Annotated in this window: 18 protein-coding genes and 1 pseudogene; 9 read left to right on the plus strand and 10 right to left on the minus strand. The window is 75.2% G+C overall.

What is annotated here, in order from left to right:
- Nucleotides 1-56 precede the first annotated feature (56 nt).
- A complete protein-coding gene (locus tag ACH443_RS14665) occupies nucleotides 57-1,355 on the plus strand; it encodes an NAD(P)/FAD-dependent oxidoreductase (RefSeq protein WP_430590724.1) in 1,299 nt (432 codons plus the stop codon).
- Nucleotides 1,356-1,465: 110 nt separating this feature from the next.
- Here the strand turns inward: ACH443_RS14665 and purH are convergent, their stop codons facing one another.
- Together purH and ACH443_RS14675 are read right to left on the minus strand one after the other, a co-directional pair.
- A complete protein-coding gene (purH, locus tag ACH443_RS14670; RefSeq protein WP_430590725.1) occupies nucleotides 1,466-3,103 on the minus strand; it encodes a bifunctional phosphoribosylaminoimidazolecarboxamide formyltransferase/IMP cyclohydrolase in 1,638 nt (545 codons plus the stop codon).
- A gap of 177 nt (nucleotides 3,104-3,280) precedes the next feature.
- Entirely contained in the window at nucleotides 3,281-3,853 is a 573-nt protein-coding gene (locus ACH443_RS14675; protein ID WP_430590726.1) for a helix-turn-helix domain-containing protein, read from the minus strand.
- Nucleotides 3,854-3,931: 78 nt separating this feature from the next.
- Between ACH443_RS14675 and ACH443_RS14680 the strand changes: the two genes are divergently transcribed.
- Complete coding sequence (locus ACH443_RS14680) at nucleotides 3,932-4,969, plus strand: SDR family NAD(P)-dependent oxidoreductase (RefSeq protein WP_429766188.1); 1,038 nt, start codon at nucleotides 3,932-3,934, stop codon at nucleotides 4,967-4,969.
- 60 nt (nucleotides 4,970-5,029) lie between these two features.
- Here ACH443_RS14680 and ACH443_RS14685 read toward each other — a convergent pair whose 3' ends face one another.
- Nucleotides 5,030-6,355 (minus strand): MFS transporter, encoded by a 1,326-nt coding sequence (locus ACH443_RS14685; RefSeq protein WP_430590727.1) that lies wholly within the window; start codon nucleotides 6,353-6,355, stop codon nucleotides 5,030-5,032.
- Between the two features lie 83 nt (nucleotides 6,356-6,438).
- Between ACH443_RS14685 and ACH443_RS14690 the strand changes: the two genes are divergently transcribed.
- Entirely contained in the window at nucleotides 6,439-7,014 is a 576-nt protein-coding gene (locus tag ACH443_RS14690; protein ID WP_429766184.1) for an ArsR/SmtB family transcription factor, read from the plus strand.
- A gap of 24 nt (nucleotides 7,015-7,038) precedes the next feature.
- Here the strand turns inward: ACH443_RS14690 and purN are convergent, their stop codons facing one another.
- The 4 genes from purN to sucC all read right to left on the minus strand — a co-directional run bounded on the left by purN (nucleotide 7,039) and on the right by sucC (nucleotide 11,226).
- Nucleotides 7,039-7,695 carry a phosphoribosylglycinamide formyltransferase gene (purN, locus tag ACH443_RS14695; RefSeq protein WP_430557849.1) on the minus strand — a complete coding sequence of 219 codons (657 nt, stop codon included), beginning with the start codon at nucleotides 7,693-7,695 and terminating at the stop codon, nucleotides 7,039-7,041.
- A gap of 57 nt (nucleotides 7,696-7,752) precedes the next feature.
- Entirely contained in the window at nucleotides 7,753-9,006 is a 1,254-nt protein-coding gene (locus ACH443_RS14700; protein WP_430590728.1) for a DUF6350 family protein, read from the minus strand.
- Nucleotides 9,007-9,122: 116 nt separating this feature from the next.
- Complete coding sequence (gene sucD / locus ACH443_RS14705) at nucleotides 9,123-10,019, minus strand: succinate--CoA ligase subunit alpha (protein ID WP_430590729.1); 897 nt, start codon at nucleotides 10,017-10,019, stop codon at nucleotides 9,123-9,125.
- Nucleotides 10,020-10,056: 37 nt separating this feature from the next.
- Nucleotides 10,057-11,226, minus strand: coding sequence for an ADP-forming succinate--CoA ligase subunit beta (sucC, locus tag ACH443_RS14710; protein ID WP_429766177.1), 1,170 nt, complete (start codon nucleotides 11,224-11,226; stop codon nucleotides 10,057-10,059).
- A gap of 222 nt (nucleotides 11,227-11,448) precedes the next feature.
- Here sucC and ACH443_RS14715 point away from each other — a divergent pair, with 222 nt between their 5' ends.
- Nucleotides 11,449-11,658 (plus strand): RNA polymerase subunit sigma-70, encoded by a 210-nt coding sequence (locus tag ACH443_RS14715; RefSeq protein ID WP_429727962.1) that lies wholly within the window; start codon nucleotides 11,449-11,451, stop codon nucleotides 11,656-11,658.
- Nucleotides 11,658-12,212 carry a Clp protease N-terminal domain-containing protein gene (locus tag ACH443_RS14720; protein ID WP_429766175.1) on the plus strand — a complete coding sequence of 185 codons (555 nt, stop codon included), beginning with the start codon at nucleotides 11,658-11,660 and terminating at the stop codon, nucleotides 12,210-12,212. Before ACH443_RS14715 ends, ACH443_RS14720 begins: the two co-directional genes overlap by 1 nt.
- Nucleotides 12,213-12,225: 13 nt before the next feature.
- Here the strand turns inward: ACH443_RS14720 and ACH443_RS14725 are convergent, their stop codons facing one another.
- Together ACH443_RS14725 and ACH443_RS14730 are read right to left on the minus strand one after the other, a co-directional pair.
- Complete coding sequence (locus ACH443_RS14725; RefSeq protein ID WP_430590730.1) at nucleotides 12,226-12,828, minus strand: hypothetical protein; 603 nt, start codon at nucleotides 12,826-12,828, stop codon at nucleotides 12,226-12,228.
- Nucleotides 12,829-12,882: 54 nt separating this feature from the next.
- Complete coding sequence (locus ACH443_RS14730) at nucleotides 12,883-15,591, minus strand: UvrD-helicase domain-containing protein (protein ID WP_430590731.1); 2,709 nt, start codon at nucleotides 15,589-15,591, stop codon at nucleotides 12,883-12,885.
- A gap of 192 nt (nucleotides 15,592-15,783) precedes the next feature.
- Here ACH443_RS14730 and ACH443_RS14735 point away from each other — a divergent pair.
- A pseudogene (locus tag ACH443_RS14735) lies at nucleotides 15,784-16,647 on the plus strand (FAD-dependent monooxygenase); the annotation flags it as partial.
- A 149-nt stretch (nucleotides 16,648-16,796) separates the two neighbouring features.
- Nucleotides 16,797-17,174 carry a hypothetical protein gene (locus ACH443_RS14740; protein WP_430590732.1) on the plus strand — a complete coding sequence of 126 codons (378 nt, stop codon included), beginning with the start codon at nucleotides 16,797-16,799 and terminating at the stop codon, nucleotides 17,172-17,174.
- Here the strand turns inward: ACH443_RS14740 and ACH443_RS14745 are convergent.
- Nucleotides 17,090-17,578 carry a GNAT family N-acetyltransferase gene (locus ACH443_RS14745; protein ID WP_430590733.1) on the minus strand — a complete coding sequence of 163 codons (489 nt, stop codon included), beginning with the start codon at nucleotides 17,576-17,578 and terminating at the stop codon, nucleotides 17,090-17,092. The genes ACH443_RS14740 and ACH443_RS14745 overlap by 85 nt on opposite strands.
- A 135-nt stretch (nucleotides 17,579-17,713) precedes the next feature.
- Between ACH443_RS14745 and ACH443_RS14750 the strand changes: the two genes are divergently transcribed.
- Both ACH443_RS14750 and ACH443_RS14755 read left to right on the plus strand, forming a co-directional pair.
- Entirely contained in the window at nucleotides 17,714-18,097 is a 384-nt protein-coding gene (locus ACH443_RS14750; RefSeq protein WP_430557843.1) for a VOC family protein, read from the plus strand.
- Between the two features lie 48 nt (nucleotides 18,098-18,145).
- Nucleotides 18,146-18,487 (plus strand): YnfA family protein, encoded by a 342-nt coding sequence (locus ACH443_RS14755; RefSeq protein ID WP_429766165.1) that lies wholly within the window; start codon nucleotides 18,146-18,148, stop codon nucleotides 18,485-18,487.
- The last annotated feature ends 28 nt before the right edge of the window (nucleotides 18,488-18,515 follow it).

Genomic DNA, 18,515 nt, shown 5'->3' on the forward strand with positions numbered 1-18,515 from the left:
GGCGAGCGTCGGACCTCCACGCCCACGGGGTCTCGCCGAGAGCTACGGTGAGGACCGTGCCCGAGCCGACCTCCGACGTCTCTCCCCGTCCGCCCCTCCGGTCCGTCGTCGTGGTGGGCGCCGGCCTCGCCGGCGCGCAGACCGTCGCCGCGCTGCGGGCGCACGGCTTCGGCGGGCGGATCACGCTGCTCGGCGCGGAGGGCGTGCCCCCGTACGACCGCCCGCCGCTCTCCAAGGAGCTGCTGACGCGGCCCGAGCCGGTGTGGCTGAGCGCGGACCTCGGCGTCGACGTCGAGGCGCTGGCCGACGACGTGCGGCTCGCCGAGCCCGCCCTGTCGCTGGCCTCGCGGCCGGACGGCGTGGTCGTCACGACCGCACGGGGCGAGGTCGCGGCCGACGCCGTCGTGCTCGCGGTGGGCTCCGTCCCGGTCGTCCCGCCGGGGTTCTCCGCGTCGTCGCTGCTGCACACGGCCGCCGACGCCGACCGCCTGCGGGCGGCCCTGCGCGCCGACGACGGGCTGCGCCTGGTGATCGTGGGCGCGGGCTGGATCGGCGCCGAGGTCGCGGGGGTCGCCGCGGGCGCCGGGGCGGACGTCACGGTGCTCGAGGCGGCGGACGCCCCGTTGTCGCGCCAGCTGGGCCGCGACGTCGGGGCGCTCCTCGCGGGCTGGTACGGGGCCGCCGGGGTGCGCCTGCGCACGGGCGCCGCGGTGACGGCCGTGGAGGGCTCCGGCGTGGTCCTCGCCGGCGGCGATCACGTTCCGGCGGACCTCGTGCTCACCGCCGTGGGCGCGCGGCCGGCGTCGGGCTGGCTGGAGGGCACGCTGCCCCTGGACGGGCGCGGCGCGCTCCTCGTGGACGGCGACGGCCGCGTCCCCGGCCATCCCCGCGTCTGGGCGGTCGGCGACGTCGCGTCGCGCGCGCACCCCGTGTTCGGCACGGTGCCGGGCGGGCACTGGTCGGCCGCGCTGCACGACCCCGACCCCACCGTGCGCGCCATGCTCGGCGTCGAGGCGGCCGGCACCGGGCACGCGCCGTACGTCTTCTCGCAGCAGCTCGGGCACGACCTGGCGCTGCTGGGCCTGCCGACCACCGCCGGGCCCGACGCCTCCCCCGTGGTGCTGCGCGGCACCCCCGGCGAGGGCCCCTGGGCGGCGCTCTACCTGGACCCGGCGGAGAGCAGGGGGCCCGACGACGCGCCCGACGGTGTCGCGACCGTCCGGGCCGTCCTGCTCGTCGACTCGCCCCGCGACGTCGGCGGCGTCCGGCGCCTCATGAGCCGCGGCGAGCCGCTGCGACTGGACCTGGCCCGCGCCACCGACCCCGCCATCAAGCTGAAGGACGCCGCGAGATAGAGAACCCCGGACCGGGGGGTAGAGAGGGGGGGGGGGGGGGGGCCCCCCCGGGGGCCCCCCCCCCCCCCCCCCTCTCTACCCCCCGGTCCGGGGTTCTCTATCTCGCGGGGTCAGTGCGCGAAGTGGCGCGTCCCGGTGAGGTACATCGTCACGCCGGCGGCCTGAGCGGCCTCGATCACCTCGGCGTCGCGGATGGACCCTCCGGGCTGCACGACGGCGCGGACGCCGGCGTCGAGCAGCACCTGCAGGCCGTCGGCGAAGGGGAAGAACGCGTCGGACGCGGCGACCGCGCCGCGCGCCCGCTCCGCCCCCTCGGCGAGCGTGTTCGCGCGCTCGACGGACAGGCGGCAGGAGTCGACGCGGTTGACCTGGCCCATGCCGATGCCGACGGCGGCACCGTCGGCGGCGAGGAGGATCGCGTTGGACTTGGCGGCGCGGACGGCCTTCCACGCGAACGCGAGGTCGGCGAGCGTGGCCTCGTCGGCGGCCTCGCCGGCGGCGAGGGTCCACGACGCGGGGTCGTCGCCCTCGGCCTGGAACCGGTCGACCTCCTGGACGAGCATGCCGCCGGAGATCGGACGGTTCTCGGCGACGGCGTGCGGCGGGGTGTCGACGACGAGCAGGCGCACGTTCTTCTTCTTCTGCAGGATCTCGAGCGCCTCGGGCTCGAATCCCGGTGCGACGACGACCTCGGTGAAGATCGGCGCGATCCCCTCGGCCGCGGCCTTCGTGATGACCCGGTTGGCCGCGATGACGCCGCCGTACGCCGACACCGGGTCGGTGGCGTGCGCGCGGGCGTGGGCCTGCGCGATGTCGTCGCCGACGGCGATGCCGCACGGGTTGGCGTGCTTGATGACCGCCACCGCGGGGCCCTCGTGGTCGTGCGCGGCGCGCCAGGCGGCGTCGGCGTCCACGTAGTTGTTGTAGCTCATGGCCTTGCCGTGCAGCTGGGTCGCCTGGGCGAGGCCGGTGCCGCCGTCGGTCCGCGTGTACAGCGCGGCCTTCTGGTGCGGGTTCTCGCCGTAGCGGAGCACCGCGGCGCGCTCGAACGCCGCGCCGGCGACGTCGGGCATGTGCGACTCGAGGGCGGTCTCGTCGGGCGCGTAGACGCTGGCGAACCAGGAGGCCACGGCGACGTCGTACTGCGCGGTGTGCGCGAACGCGGCGGCCGCGAGGCGCTTGCGCTGCGCGAAGGTGAAGCCGCCGCCCTGGACCGCGGAGACGACGTCGTCGTAGCGCGCCGGGTCGACGACGACGGCGACGCTCGGGTGGTTCTTCGCCGCGGCGCGGACCATCGACGGCCCGCCGATGTCGATCTGCTCGACGACCTCGTCCGGGCCGGCGCCGGACGCGACGGTCGCCGCGAACGGGTACAGGTTCACGACGACGAGCTCGAACGTCTCGATGCCGAGGTCGGCGAGCTGGGCGAGGTGGTCGGCCTTGCGGGTGTCGGCCAGGATCCCGGCGTGCACGCGCGGGTGCAGCGTCTTGACGCGGCCCTCGAGGCACTCGGGGAAGCCGGTGAGCTCCTCGACGCGCGTGACGGGGACGCCGGCGTCGGCGATCGTCGTGGCGGTGGAGCCGGTGGAGACGAGCTCCACGCCCGCGGCGTGCAGGGCGGTGGCGAGCTCGGTCAGGCCGGTCTTGTCGTAGACGCTGAGCAGCGCGCGGCGCACGGGACGCTGGGCGTCGTCGGCGAGCTGGACGTCGGGGGCGGTGACGTGGGCGGCGGAGTGTGCTCCGGACATGAGTGTGTTCTCCTCGGGCGGGTTCTCTCGCGGAAAGACCCTCGCACCCAGGCGGGCGGCGCGCATGGCGGGACGTGTCGGCCGCTCCCCGGTGGTGACCCACCCTCGCCAGTCACGGCCGCGGCGAGTCTACCGAACGTCGTCGGGACCGGTCACTGCAGCGGTCACGGAGCGCGGTCACGGCAGAGCGACGTCCATGCCGAGCAGGCGCCAGGCCCGGGCCGCGGTGTCCGCCCGGTCCGCCGCGGGGCGTCGGGTGAGGGCGCCGGCCACGAGCTCGACGCCGAGCATGAGGTCCTCGACGGAGGTGCCGGCGGGCACCTGGCCGGCCGCGAGCGCCGCGTCGCGGTGCGCGGCGAGCACGGCGGCGACACGGTCGCGCAGCTCGAGCATGCGCCCCGGCCGGTCCTCGACCAGCAGGTCGACCACCCCGACGGACTCGATGGCGTGCCGCGTCACGAGGCCGAGGAGCTCCGGCAGCGCGGCGCCGGCGGCCGACGCCGCCTCCAGCGCGTCCACGTTCTCCTCGACGACGGCGGCCACGAGGGAGACGCGGTCCGGGAAGTGCCGGTAGAGGCTGCCCTGCCCGACGCCGGCGCGTCGCGCGACCGAGCTGAGCGGTGCGGCCGTGCCGGACTCGGCGAAGACGGCGTGCGCCGCCTCCAGGAGCGCCGCGCGGTTGCGGGCCGCCGCCGCGGGGCCGGGGTTGCTCCGGGTGGACGGGCGCGGGTTGCTCCGGGCGGTGGGCACCGGAATAGACTACCAACCGGACAGTGTTGTCCGGTTAGTACGAGAGCCCGTGAGGGACCAGCCAGCAAGGAGAGCACCATGGCCCTGTCCGCATCCTCGACCGTCGGCGAGTGGCTCGACCACCCCGTCGGAGGCCGCATCCTCGGCGCCGTCCTCGAGCAGGCCGGCGCGTCGGCCGAGGCGCTCGCCCCGGCGCGCAACCTGCCGCTCGAGCAGCTCGTGGCGCTGTCGAACGGGCAGTTCCCCGCCGAGATGGTCGACGGCCTCGTCGCCGCGTACCGCGAGCAGGCGCCCGACGACACCGGCGCCGACCGCGCGGACGGCGGCTCCGCCGCCCCCGCGCCCTGGGCCGAGCAGGTCACGCCGGGTCGCTTCGCCGGCCAGACCGTCGTCGTCACGGGAGCGGCCTCGGGCATCGGCCGCGCCGTCGCGTCCCGCGTGGCGCGCGAGGGCGGCCGCGTCGTCGCCGTCGACCTGGCGAAGGAGAAGCTGGACGAGCTCGCGGCGTCCCTGGCCGGCGTCGTGCCTGGCGCCGAGGTCGTCACCGTCGCGGGCGACATCACGTCGGCCGAGTCGGTCGAGGAGATCGTGCGCGCCGCCGGCGAGCGCGTCGACGCACTCGCCAACGTCGCCGGGATCATGGACGACATGGGCGCCGTGCACGAGCTCACCGACGCGACCTGGGAGCGCGTGATGCGCGTGAACGTCGACGGCACGATGCGCCTCATGCGCGCCGTCCTGCCCGGGATGCTCGCCGCGGGCCGCGGCCGCATCGTCAACGTCGCCTCGGAGGCCGGCCTGCGCGGGTCCGCCGCGGGCGCCGCGTACACGGCGTCCAAGCACGCCGTCGTCGGGCTCACCAGGTCCTCCGCCGTGATGTACGCCGGCACGGGCGTGCAGGTGAACGCCGTCGCGCCCGGCGGCGTCGCCACCGGCATCCAGGTGCCCGCGCAGGCCGAGTTCGGCGGCGCGCGGCTGGGCCGCTACATGGGCAACATCCCCGGCATCGCGACGGCGGAGCACCTCGCCGCGTCGATCACGTTCCTGCTGTCCACCGACGCGGTGAACCTCAACGGCGCGATCCTCGCGTCGGACGGCGGCTGGTCCGCCGTCTGACCCCGACCCGTCAGAGCCACGCGGGTACCGGTACCCACGTGGCCCTGACGGCCCTCGAGGTCACTCGGCGGGCATCGGGAGGACGTCGTCGGCCCAGGTGTCGGGGGTGCCGACCCGCCACAGCGACCGCACCAGGGCCAGCCCGACGACGGTCGCGGCGAGCAGCGCCACCAGCGTCCACAGCACGACGCCGATGCCACCGGCCTCGAGCAGGGTGCCGCCGACCAGCGGGGCGAGCGGCATCGCCGCCACCCCGCTGAGCCCGAGCACGGACGCGAGGCGACCCTGCATCCGGTCGGGGGTGATCGCGGCCGTGTAGCCCGCCATGGCCGAGTTCACCGCGGGGACCAGGAGCATCCCGATCCCGACCAGCACCACGTACGCGACGTAGGTCTGGAGCAGGGCCATGCCCACGAAGGCGAGCACGACCGGGACGAGCGCCAGCACCGTGAGGACGCCGAGGCGCAGCCGCGCGACCAGGGCCGGGGCCGCGAGAGCGCCCAGCAGCATCGAGCCGGCGGCCACGGTGCCGACGACGCCGATGAGGACCGGGGGCGTGCCCGTGCGCGCGAGCTCGAGGTTGATCCCGACGAGCATCCCGTTGACGGCGACGTTCACCGCGACGAACAGGCCGAGGCTCGCCCGGAACAGCGGCACCGCCCAGACGTACCTCAGCCCCTCGCGCAGCGCGGCGAGCGGCCGGGTCGCACGCGCCTCGGTCACGTCGTCGTTCAGCGGGGCGCGCACGAACCACGCGCACAGGGCCGTCGCGGCGTGCCCGACCACCGCGCCCACCAGCGGCAGCGCCGCCGCGACGCCGTAGAGCAGGCCGCCGACCGGGCCGCCGGCGATCCCCGCGACGGCGTCGCGGCCCTGGGCCGTCGCGTAGGCGGTCGGCAGCTGTGCGGTCGGCACCACCGCCCGGAACGCGCCGCTGATCGCCGGGTCGAGGAAGGCCGCCGCGACGGCGGACCCGCACAGGACCGCCGCGAGGTGCCACGCCGTCAGGCCGCCGAGGGCCGCGGCGACGACCGCGGACGCCCACAGCACGGCCGCCACCGAGGCAGCGGCGACGACCAGCCGACGACGGTCCGTCCGGTCCGCGACGACCCCCGCCGGCAGCGTGGCGAGGAGCGCACCGGCCTGGCCCACCGCGGCGATCGTGCCCGCGGCAGCCGCCGAGCCGGTGAGCCCGAGCGCGAGCAGCGGCACGGCGAACCGGGCGACGCTGCCGCCGAGCGACTGGGTCGTGAGGCCGGACATCAGCAGGACGTACGGGCGGTTGCGGCGCAGCGGCGCCGGACCCTCGGCGGCGCCGGCCGCCGTTCCGACGTGGGGCGTCTCACTCGAGGGAAGCGGCTCCGCGGCCGCCGTGGTCTGCGTCATGGGCACGACCGTAATCCCGCAACATCTATTGCGCAATAGTCATTGCGCACTGAATCCTGCGGGATCTTGCTAGGCTCGCGCACGTGCAGGAGACGATGGAGATCACCGAGCCGGAGGCGCTCCGCGCTCTCGCCCACCCCGTGCGGCAGCGGATCCTCATGCAGCTCTCGGTGCTCGAGCACGCCCGCGCCGCCGACCTCGCCGAGGCGATCGGGCAGCCCGCCAACTCGGTGAGCTTCCACCTCCGCGTGCTCGCCAAGGCCGGGATGATCGTCGAGGCGCCCGAGCACGCGCGCGACAAGCGCGACCGGGTCTGGACCAACGTGGCGCAGAGCTACCGCGTGAAGTCGGACTCCCCCGGCGCCGGGGAGGCGATCGTCCGCCCCGCGCTGCAGTGGACCGCCGACGTCTTCGCGCACCACGACGGCGACGACGACGACGCCAAGCGGCAGTTCATGCTCCTGACCATGCTGCTCACGAAGGAGCAGGCCGACCAGATGGCGCTCGAGGTCGCCGAGCTGCTGAGCCGCTGGGCCGACCGGAGCCACCAGGAGGCGCGCGACGAGCCCGGCGTCGCCCGGGAGGTCTACCAGGTGCTGAGCGCCTTCGGCCCGCGCGACGACGTCAGCGGCGAGACCGCCCGCGAGCCGACCGTCTGACGTCCCCGCGGTCGACGGCCGTCGTCAGCCGACGAGCGCGCGGCGCCCGTCGACGCGCAGCCCCTCGCGGGCGACGCGACCGACGGTCTCGACGAGCAGCGCACGCTCCGCGACCTTGATCCGCTCGTGCAGGGCGGACTCGTCGTCGCCGTCGAGCACGGGGACGACGGCCTGCGCCAGGATCGGCCCGGTGTCGACGCCGGCGTCGACGACGTGCACGGTGCAGCCGGTGACCTTCACGCCGTAGGCGAGGGCGTCCCGCACGCCGTGCGCGCCGGGGAACGACGGCAGCAGCGCGGGGTGGGTGTTGACGATCCGCCCCGCGAAGCGCTCGACGAACGAGGGCGCGAGGATCCGCATGAACCCGGCGAGCACCACGTAGTCGGGCCGGAAGACGGCGACGGCCTCGGCCACGCCGACGTTCCACGCGGGGCGGTCCTCGAAGTCCTGCGGGGCGACGACGACGGACGCCACGCCTGCGTCGCGGGCCAGGTCGAGCGCCCCGGCACCGGGCTTGTCGGAGACGACGCCGACGACGCGGGCGCCGTAGGCCGGGTCGTCGTGGGCGGCGAGCAGCGCCGCGAGGTTGGAGCCGCCGCCGGAGGCCAGGACCACGAGCCTGGCCTGGGCCGTGCCCTGGGCGGACGTGGACGCGACGGGGTGGCCGGACGGGGTCTGCACGACGTCACCCTACCCGCGCGTCCCCGCCGTCCGTCGCGCCCGGAAGGAGGCCGCGGCCTACTCCCGCCGCAGCCGCGCACCGACCTGCAGGTGCGCGCACGCCAGCACGACCGCCGCCCCGACGCCGACCTCGACGGCCACCATCGCGCCGGTGAGCAGGGGGTCCGCGCCCACGTGCGCCAGGCGTCCGGCACCGACCGCTCCCCCGGCCCAGTGCTGCAGCAGCCCGGTCGTGACGCCCGCGAGCAGCACCACGCCCGCGAGCACCTGGGCCAGGTCGGCCCAGCGGACCCGCTCGGGGTCGAGCCGCCGCCACGCGAACCAGCCCGCGAGCGCGCCGCAGGCCACGACGGCGAGCGGGCCGGCGACCGCGGCCGTCGGGCCGGACCAGTCGGGGCCGGGCAGCGCGCCGAGCAGGGGCACGGCCGGCAGCGGGCCCGCCTCGGTCCCGCCCGGGGCGAACACGGTGTCCTGCCCGACGGCGAACCCCGGCCCGGCCAGCCACGACGTCGCCCACAGCACCAGGTTGGGCAGCAGCGCGAGCTGCGCGACGGCGAACACGATGCCGCCGATCCAGCCCGGGTCGAGGCCGGTCACCACGTCCTCCGACGTCGCCCGCCCCGCCACGACCCACACGAGGGTGAGCGCGGCCCCCAGCCCGGTCAGCGCGGCGAGCGCGACCGTGCCCGCCCGCAGGCCGAGCCGCGCGACGTCGGGCACCGCGCGGTCGAGCAGACCGCCGGGGACGACGACCTCGGGCCGGTCCGGCGGGACGAAGATGCCGAGCGCGGCGCCCGCCCCGCCCACGACGGCGCCGCCGAGCGCCGCGAGGCCGAGCCGGGGGGCGGCGGCCGCGAGCCCCTCGCCACCCGCCACGCCGGCGGTCGCGGCGGCGAGGGCGACGGTCGCCGCCGCGTAGGTCACGGTCGCCGCGACCCAGGCGGACGGCATGGGCAGCGCAGAGCGCTTGACGGACACGTAGGTCGTGAACACGGCGAGGGCGCCGATGCCGAGCGGCACGAGCGTGATCACGCCGCCGCCCGCGTCGATCGGCACGCCGTGCCCCATCAGCCACAGCCCCGTGGCGACGCCGACCGCCCCGGTCCAGGCGGAGTCCGGCGACCCGCCGAGCACCCCGACGACCGCGAGCAGCACGACGACCGCTCCGGACAGCACGACGCCCTGCACGGTGGCCCACGCGCCCGAGGTGGCCGCGGCGAAGCGCTCGCCCCCGCGGCCGAGGCGCCGCGCGGGGCCGTCGCCGTCGACGGTCCTGGCGGTGCGGGGTCGGGTGCCGGGTGGTGCGCTCACCGGCCCATCGTCACCCGCGCGCCGGGCAGAACCCGGCAGACACACAGACGGCGCCCGCCCCGGTGGGGGGACGGGCGCCGTCTGTGTGTCGTGCGCGGCGCCGGAGCGCCCTCAGGTCAGAGCGACTTGAGGATCTCGCGCATGAGCTCGGCGGTCTCGGACGGCGTCTTGCCAACCTTCACGCCCACGGCCTCGAGGGCCTCCTTCTTGGCCTGCGCGGTGCCCGCCGAGCCGGAGACGATGGCGCCGGCGTGGCCCATGGTCTTGCCCTCGGGGGCGGTGAAGCCGGCGACGTAGCCGACGACCGGCTTCGTCACGTGCTCCTTGATGTACGCGGCCGCACGCTCCTCGGCGTCGCCGCCGATCTCGCCGATCATGACGATCGCGTGGGTCTCCGGGTCGTTCTCGAAGGCCTCGAGCGCGTCGATGTGCGTGGTGCCGATGACCGGGTCGCCGCCGATGCCGATGGCGGTCGAGAACCCGAGGTCCTTCAGCTCGTACATCATCTGGTAGGTCAGGGTGCCCGACTTCGACACGAGGCCGATCGGGCCCTTGCCCGTGATGGTGTGCGGCGTGATGCCGGCCAGCGACTCGCCCGGCGTGATGATGCCGGGGCAGTTCGGGCCGATCATGCGGGTCTTCTTGCCCTGGAGGTAGGCGAAGACCTCGGCCGAGTCCTGCACCGGGACGCCCTCGGTGATGACGACGATCAGCGGCATCTCGGCGTCGACGGCCTCGATGGCCGCGTCCTTCGTGAACGCCGGGGGCACGAACAGGACCGACACGTTCGCGCCGGTCTCCGCCATGGCCTCCTTGACGGTGCCGAAGACGGGCAGCGTGACGTCGTTGCCCTCGTGGTCCTTGTGGGTCACGGTGGTGCCGGCCTTGCGGGCGTTCACGCCGCCCACGATCTGCGCGCCGGAGTCGAGCATCAGGGCGGTGTGCTTGGCACCCATCCCGCCGGTGATGCCCTGGACGATGATCTTGCTGTCCTTGTTCAGGTAGATCGACATTGTTCTCGAATCTCTGCTTTCGACGTCGGCGGGGCGCTCAGAGGTGGGCGAGCTCGGCGGCCTTGGCCGCGCCGCCGTCCATGGTCTCGGCCAGGGTGACCAGCGGGTGGTTCGCCTCGCGCAGGATGGCGCGGCCGAGGTCCACGTTGTTGCCGTCGAGGCGCACGACCAGCGGCTTGGTGGCCTCGTCGCCGAGGATCTCCAGCGCGCCGACGATGCCCTTGGCGACCTCGTCGCAGGCGGTGATGCCGCCGAACACGTTGACGAACACGCTCTTGACCTGCGGGTCGTTGAGGATGACGTCGAGGCCGTTGGCCATGACCTGGGCGTTGGCGCCGCCGCCGATGTCGAGGAAGTTCGCCGGCTTCACGCCGCCGTGCTCCTCGCCGGCGTAGGCGACGACGTCGAGGGTGCTCATGACGAGCCCCGCGCCGTTGCCGATGATGCCGACCTCGCCGTCGAGCTTGACGTAGTTGAGGCCGTTCTCCTTGGCCTTGGCCTCCAGCGGGTCCGCCGCGGCCTTGTCCTCGAGCGCCTCGTGGTCCGGGTGACGCACCTCGGAGGCGTTGTCGTCGAGCGAGACCTTGCCGTCGAGGGCGACGATCGAGCCGTCCTCGGTGCGGACCAGCGGGTTCACCTCGACGAGCGTGGCGTCCTCGGCCGTGAAGACCGTCCAGAGCTTCTGGATGACGTCGGCGACCGGGGCCTTGAGGTCCTCGGCGAAGTTCGCGGCGTCGACGATCTCGCGGGCCTTGTCCGCGTCGATACCCACGATCGGGTCGACGGCGACGCGGGCGAGGGCCTCGGGCCGCTCGACGGCGAGCTGCTCGATCTCCATGCCGCCCTCGACGGAGCACATGGCGAGGTAGTTGCGGTTCGCGCGGTCCAGCAGCACGGAGAAGTAGAACTCCTCGGCGATCTTGGCACCCTGCGCGATCATCACGCGGTGGACCGTGTGGCCCTTGATGTCCATCCCGAGGATCTCGCCGGCCTTCTCCTCGGCCTCCGCCGGGGAGTGGGCGAGCTTGACGCCGCCGGCCTTGCCACGGCCACCGGTCTTCACCTGGGCCTTGACGACGACGGTCCCGCCGCCGAGCTTCTCTGCACCCGCGCGAGCCTCTTCGGGCGTCGTCGCGACGACGCCGCCGAGCACGGGCACGCCGTGCTTCTCGAAGATGTCGCGAGCCTGGTATTCGAACAGGTCCACCCTGCTGCGTCCTTCCATCGGTGGTGCCCCTGGGTCGGCAGAGGCCGGCACGAACGGATGTCTCGACATCAAGACATCCCCGAACAGGGTAGTCCGACCCGCACGACGCCGGGAACCGCGGCCCTGCAATCCCCCGCCGCAGGTGACCGATCCCACACGCCGCCGCCCGAGCGCGTCAACCAGGGTTGACAGAGGCGGGAGGCGTCAACCATAGTTGACGGCATGACGGAGAAGACGCTCGTCGGCGCGGCCGCCGGCGACGACCCCACGGAAGGGCTCCGCGCCGTCCGCGCGCTGCGCGACCTGGCGGACCGGCTCGAGACGCTCCAGGTGGAGCGCGCGCGACAGCTCGGCTGGTCGTGGCAGGACGTCGCGGACGCGCTGGGCGTGAGCAAGCAGGCGGTCCACAAGAAGCACGGCAGGAGGATCTGATGTTCGAGAGGTTCACGAAGGACGCCCGCGCCGCGGTGCAGGGCGCCGTGGAGGTCGCGGAGCGCGAGCGCTCCGAGTCGATCGACACCCGGCACCTGGTGGTCACGCTCGCCGAAGGGGCAGGACGTGCGCCCGCCGCGCTGGAGGCCTGCGGCGTCCGGCCCGACGACGTCGCCGCGCTCGCCCGCGACGCCGTCCGACGGGGCGAGGTGCTCGACGCCGACGCCCTCTCGGCCGTCGGGATCGATCTCGACGCGGTCAGCCGGCGCGCCGACGAGACCTTCGGCGCGGGAGCGCTCGACCGTGCCGCCCGGCGCAGCACGCGACGGCGCAAGCACTGGCCGTTCACCGCCGACGCCCGCAAGGCGCTCGAGCTCTCGCTGCGCGAGGCGATCCGCCTCGGCGACAAGGGCATCGACGACCGCCACCTGCTCCTCGGCGTCCTACGTGCCGACTGCCCCGGCGGCCGCCTCCTCGAGTCCGCGCTCCACGACGCCGGCAGCGACGTCGCCACCCTCCGCGCCGCCGCCGAGCAGGAGACCCGCGCAGCCTGACCCGCGCGAGCGCTCACGGCACCGGGTCTGCGCCCCGCGGCTCGGCGGTGGCGGTCAGGTAGGCGCGGCCGCGCGGCGACACGCGGTACCCGACCTCGAGGCTCTCGGTGAGGCCCAGCTCCTTGAGCCGGCGCACGCGGATCTTGAACGGGTCGCGCTCCATGCCCAGGCCCTCGGCGAGGGTGCGCGCGACGACGCCGGGTCGCGCCGCGATCAGCTCCAGGTAGGCGCGGGTCCACGGCTCGGGCGCGGCGCGGTCCATCCGCGCGAGGCGGGCTCGGATCGCGTCCACGGCCGCGGCGTCGAGATCGTCGTCCTCGCGCAGCGCGACCCGCGGGTCCGGGCCCGCCAGACGCAGGCCCACCCGGTACAGCTCGCCCTCGCCCCGGCGCTCGATCCAGTCCCGCGCGGCCGCGCCCGACCGGAACCCGGCGCCGCGGGCGGCGTCGTCGTCGACGCCCTCCGGCCCCACCGGGTCGACGGCCGTCACCTCGACCACGCCGACGCGCGTGCGCATCGTCGACCCCGGCCGCACCCGCACCACGGACCACCGGCGGTAGGTGTGCGAGACCGTCCCGTCGGCGAGCCCGCGCAGCGTCCTGGCGTCGAGCAGCACACCGTCACGATGCCAGCGCACCACCCCGCCCGCGCGGCGACCCCGCGAGGGCCGTCAGAGCTTGGTGACCGGCGAGTACCGCAGCAGCAGCCGCTTGGTGCCGTCGGCGCCGAAGTCGATCCGCGCGACGGAGTTCGGGCCGCTGCCCTCCAGCGAGACGACCGTGCCGAGGCCGTACGCGTCGTGCGTCACCTTGTCGCCGACGTCGAGCGACGGCACGTCCGCGTCCTTGCGCGGGGTGGCCGATCCGAAGGTCGCGCCCGTGCCCGCCGTCGTGCCCGCGTCCTTCGGGCGCCCGATCCGGCCCCCGACGCCCTCGGACGGCGACGTCCGCTGCGGCGACCAGGTGCCGCCCGACGAGCCGGCGCGGGCCCCGCCGCGCGCCGACCCTCCCCGTGCCTGACCGCCCCACGCGGACCCGCCGCGGCGCAGGTACTGGGTGGACGACTCGCGCCGCCGCCAGTCCCACAGCTCGTCGGGGACCTCCTCGAGGAACCGGCTGGGCGGGAACTCGTTGGGCGCCCCCCACGCGGAGCGCACCGCCGACCGGGAGATGTACAGCCGCTGCCGGGCGCGGGTGATCCCGACGTACGCCAGCCGCCGCTCCTCGGCGAGCTCGGAGTCGTCGTGCAGCGACCGCATGTGCGGGAACGTGCCGTCCTCCATGCCGGTGAGGAAGACGACGGGGAACTCGAGGCCCTTGGCGGTGTGCAGGGTCATGAGCGTGACGACGCCCTGGTCCTCCTTGGGCTCCTGCTCGGCCTCGCCGTCGGCCACGTCCTCGTCGGGGATCTGGTCGGCGTCCGCCACGAGCGACACGCGCTCGAGGAAGTCGGCCAGGTCGCCCTCCGGGTCCAGCTCGCTGAACTCCGCCGCGACGGCGTGCAGCTCGGCGAGGTTCTCCACGCGCGACGCGTCCTGCGGGTCGTCGGACGCGCGCAGCTCCGCGAGGTAGCCCGTGCGGTCCAGGACGGCGCTGAGGATCGTGGCGGGCGGCTCACCGTCGTCGACGAGGGCGCGCAGCTCGCGCATCATGTCGCGGAACGCCGTGAGCGGCTTGGACGTGCGGGAGGTCATGCCGCCGATCTCGTCGGCGCGCTCGAGCGCGGCCCCGAACGAGATCCGCTCCCGGTCGGCGAACGACGCCACCAGCGACTCCGCCTTGTCCCCCAGCCCTCGCTTGGGCACGTTGAGCACGCGGCGCAGGTTCACGTCGTCGTCCGGGTTCGCCAGCGCCCGCAGGTAGGCGACGGCGTCCTTGACCTCGCGGCGCTCGTAGAACCGGGTGCCGCCCACCACCTTGTACGGCAGGCCGACGCGGATCAGCACCTCCTCCAGCGCGCGGGACTGCGCGTTGGTGCGGTAGAACACCGCGACGTCGCCGGGGCGCACCCCGTCCTTGTCGCCGAGGCGGTCGATCTCCTCGGCGACGAACCGCGCCTCGCCGTGCTCGTCGTCGGCCACGTAGCCGACGATCTTCTCCCCCGCGCCGGCGTCGGTCCACAGCCGCTTGGGCTTGCGGTCCGGGTTGCGCGAGATGACGGAGTTCGCGGCCGTGAGGATCGTCTGGGTGGAGCGGTAGTTCTGCTCCAGCATGATCGTCGTGGCGTCCGGGTAGTCCTCCTCGAACTCCACGATGTTGCGGATCGTGGCGCCGCGGAACGCGTAGATCGACTGGTCGGCGTCGCCGACGACGGTGAGCTCGGCCGGGTCCAGGCCGTCGACGCCGGGCCCGTCCACCGTCGCGCCGGCCAGCTCGCGCACCAGCATGTACTGCGCGTGGTTGGTGTCCTGGTACTCGTCCACCAGGATGTGCCGGAACCGGCGGCGGTAGTGCTCCGCGACGTTCGGGAACGCCTGCAGCAGGTTCACCGTCGTCATGATGATGTCGTCGAAGTCGAGCGCGTTCGCCTGCGCCAGCCGCTGCTGGTAGCGCCGGTAGACGTCCGCCAGCACGGTGTCGAACTCCGGTGCCTGCGCCGGCAGCGAGCCCGACGACGCCGCGCGGGCCGCGCGCTCGCGCCAGCCCTCCTCCGTGGCGTCGGCGCCCGAGCTCTGCGCGTACGCGTCGGGGTCGATCAGCTCGTTCTTGAGGTCGCTGATCTTGTGCGCCAGCGAGCGCGCCGGGTACTTCTTCGCGTCGAGGTCGAGCTCGCGCGTCACCAGCGTGATGAGGCGCTGGCTGTCCGCCGCGTCGTAGATGGAGAAGCTGGAGCGCAGGCCGAGCGTCTTGGCCTCCTTGCGGAGGATCCGGACGCACGCGGAGTGGAACGTCGAGACCCACATCCGCCCGCCCGCCGGGCCCACCAGGTGCTCGACGCGCTCGCGCATCTCCGCCGCGGCCTTGTTGGTGAACGTGATCGCGAGGATCTCCCCCGCCCGGGCCCGGCCGGTGGCGAGCAGGTAGGCGATGCGGTGCGTGAGCACGCGCGTCTTGCCCGACCCGGCGCCCGCGACGATGAGCAGGGGCGAGCCCGCGTGCTCGACGGCGGCCCGCTGTTGCGGGTTCAGCCCCTCCAGCAGGGCCTCCGGGTCCAGGTGCGAGAACGCCCCGCGCGAGCGCGGCCGACCCTCGCCCGACCCGCCGTCGTGGGCGCCGTCGTGGGCCTCGGCCGCGGCGTCGCGCACCCAGGCGGGCGCGCCCGACGCCGGGTCGGCGGCGTCGTCGTCCCAGCGCGGGGCGGTGGACGGCAGGCGTGCCGTGTCGTCCTTCGCGGCATGGTCGAAACCGGGCAGGGACAGGCTGTCGAACAGGGAGGTCATCGTGGACCAAGCCTAGGCTCCGCGGCCGACACCCGAGAACGGGCGCGCCCTGCCCGCCGCTCTCACCATGGAACCGCGCGGGGGGCTTGCCGCAAGGCCCCCGTCGCGCCCGAGACTGACCCGTCAGGCGAGCGACGCAGGGGGTTCACGATGCACGACGTGGCGGTGATCGGCGGCGGCCCGACGGGGCTCATGCTGGCGGGCGAGCTGCGCCTCGCGGGGGCGGACGTCGTCGTCCTCGAGCGACGCGAGTCGCAGGACCTCGTCGGCTCGCGCGGCGGCGGGATCCACGCCCGCACGATCGAGCTGCTCGACCAGCGCGGCATCGCCGACCGGTTCCTCGCCGAGGGGACCACGATCACCGCGGTGACGTTCGGCGGCACGCGCCTCTCCCTGGCGGGCCTGCCCACGCGCCACCCGTACACGCTGGCGCTGTTCCAGAACCGCATCGAGCGGCTGCTCCTCGCGTGGGCCCAGGAGGTGGGCGTCCCGGTCCGGCGCGGCGTCGAGGTCGAGGGCGTGGTGCAGGACGACGACGGCGTCGACGTGCTGCCCCGTGCCGGCGACCCGGTGCGGGCGCGATACGTCGTGGGCGCCGACGGCGGTCGCAGCGTCGTGCGGAGGGCCGCCGGCATCGACCTCGTCGGTCCGGACGCGACCCGCACCACCCTCATCGCCGACGTCCAGGTGGACGGGGACCTGCAGCGCACCGGGACCGTCGACGAGCGCGGCCCGCACGGCCTCCACCGGACGGACGACGGCACCGTGCGCGTGGTGCTGACCGAGGCGGCGCCGTCGACCGACGAGCCCACCCTCGACGACCTGCGGCGGGGCCTGGTCGAGGTGTTCGGCACGGACTTCGGCGTGCGCGACCCCACGTGGCTGTCGAGGTTCACCGACGCCACCCGCCAGGCCGCGTCGTACCGCGCGGGCCGCGTGCTGCTCGCGGGCGACGCGGCACACGTGCACTCCCCGACGGGCGGGCAGGGTATCGGGCTCGGCCTCCAGGACGCCGTGAGCCTCGGCTGGAAGCTCGGCCAGGTGGTCCGTGGGGTGTCGGACGACGCGCTCCTCGACTCGTATCACGCGGAGCGGCACCCCGCGGGCGCCCGCGCGCTCGGCTACACGATGGCGCAGTCCCTGTTCCAGCGCGCCGACCCGCGGCCTACGACCTCGGCGAGGGACACCCGCTGCTGGGGCGGCGGGTGCCGGACCTGGACCTGGCGGGGATCGCTCCGGCAGCCCGGGTGTTCGAGCTGCTGCACCCGGCCCGGCCCGTGCTCCTGGAGCTCGGCGGCCCGCCGCTCGACGTCGGCGCGTGGGCCGACCGGGTCCGGCACGTCCGGGCCACGACCACCGGCCCGTGGGTGCTGCCGGTGCTCGGCGAGGTGCCCGCGCCGAGCGGCGTCCGGGTGCGCCCGGACGGCCATGTCGCCTGGGTCGGCGAGGGCGCGACGGACGGGCTCGCCGAGGCGCTGTCCGCCTGGTGCGGGCGGCCCTACCGACGCAGCCGCATCGGCGTGTGCGGGATGTCGTCCTCCAGGTACTCGGGCCCGTCGGGGGCGAAACCGAACCGCCCGTAGAAGCCGGTCAGCGGCGACTGCGCGCCGAGGACGACGTCGGCCTCCGGTGCGGCGGCGGTGGCGACCTCCACCGCGGCGCGCATGAGCACGCCCGACGCCCCCGAGCCGCGCACGTCCGGGTGGCACACGACGCGGCCGATGCGCTGCACGTCGCCGTCGTCGAGCACCCGCGCCGTCGCGACGACGCGGCCGCCCCGGTCGCCGTCGAGCAGGACGACGTGCCGCGCCGTGGGCTCGGCGTCCCGGCCGTCCAGGTCGGGGTACGCGCACTCCTGCTCGACGACGAACACGTCCTGCCGCAGCCGCCACGCCGCGTACGCGGTCCGCGCGTCCAGCTCGTCGAGCGTCGCGACGCGCACCGTCCACCGGTCGTCGTGCCGCTGCCGGGCGTCCTGCTGGGTCATGGTTCCTCCGAGCTGCCGTGCCTGCCGCCCGACACCCTAAGCCGCGCGCCGATGAGATCCGCCCCCGGCGGCCGTCCCACCCGTACCGCACCCGGGCGCGACCGGCGCCGGGTCGTCGCCCGAGGAGGAACCACCGTGGCCGCAGCACGATTCACCGGGGTCCACACCGTCGCGGTCCCCGTCCGCGACCAGGACGCCGCGCTCGCCTTCTACACCGGGCCGCTGGGGTTCGAGGTCCGCTTCGACGCCGAGCTGCAGCCCGGCTTCCGGTGGGTCGACGTCGCCGCGCCGGGCGCCGCGACGTCGCTCGCGCTGGTGCGGGCGGGCGACGCGCTGCCCGCCGGCGTCGACACCGGGATCCGCCTCGTCACGCCGGACGCCCGGGCCGCCCACGAGGCCCTGACCGACGCGGGGGCCGACGTCGGGGACCTCCTGCTGTGGGAGCAGGCGCCGCCGATGTTCGAGTTCCGGGACCCGGACGGCAACACGCTGTACGTCACCGAGAGCTCGGCAGCCTGACGGGCGCGGGCTCGCGGCGGGGCCCGTCGGCGCGCGAGACTCCTGCGCATGACCGTGCTGCGCTCGATCCTGCTCTTCCTCGCCGCCGCCGTCTTCGAGATCGGGGGCGCCTGGCTCGTGTGGCAGGGGGTGCGCGAGCACCGCGGCTGGATCTGGATCGGCGCGGGCGTCGTCGCCCTCGGCGCGTACGGCTTCTTCGCGAGCCTGCAGCCGGACGCGAGCTTCGGCCGCATCCTCGCCGCGTACGGCGGGGTCTTCGTGGCCGGGTCGCTCGTCTGGGGCATGGTCGTCGACGGGTTCCGGCCCGACCGCTGGGACGTCACCGGTGCGCTGCTCTGCCTCGCCGGCGTCGCGGTGATCATGTACGCCCCACGTCACGGCGTCGCGTGAGCCGCCACGCCGGGTCGCGGCACGGGGG

Source organism: Isoptericola sp. NPDC019571 (assembly GCF_044389385.1).
Classification (GTDB): domain Bacteria; phylum Actinomycetota; class Actinomycetes; order Actinomycetales; family Cellulomonadaceae; genus Isoptericola; species Isoptericola nanjingensis.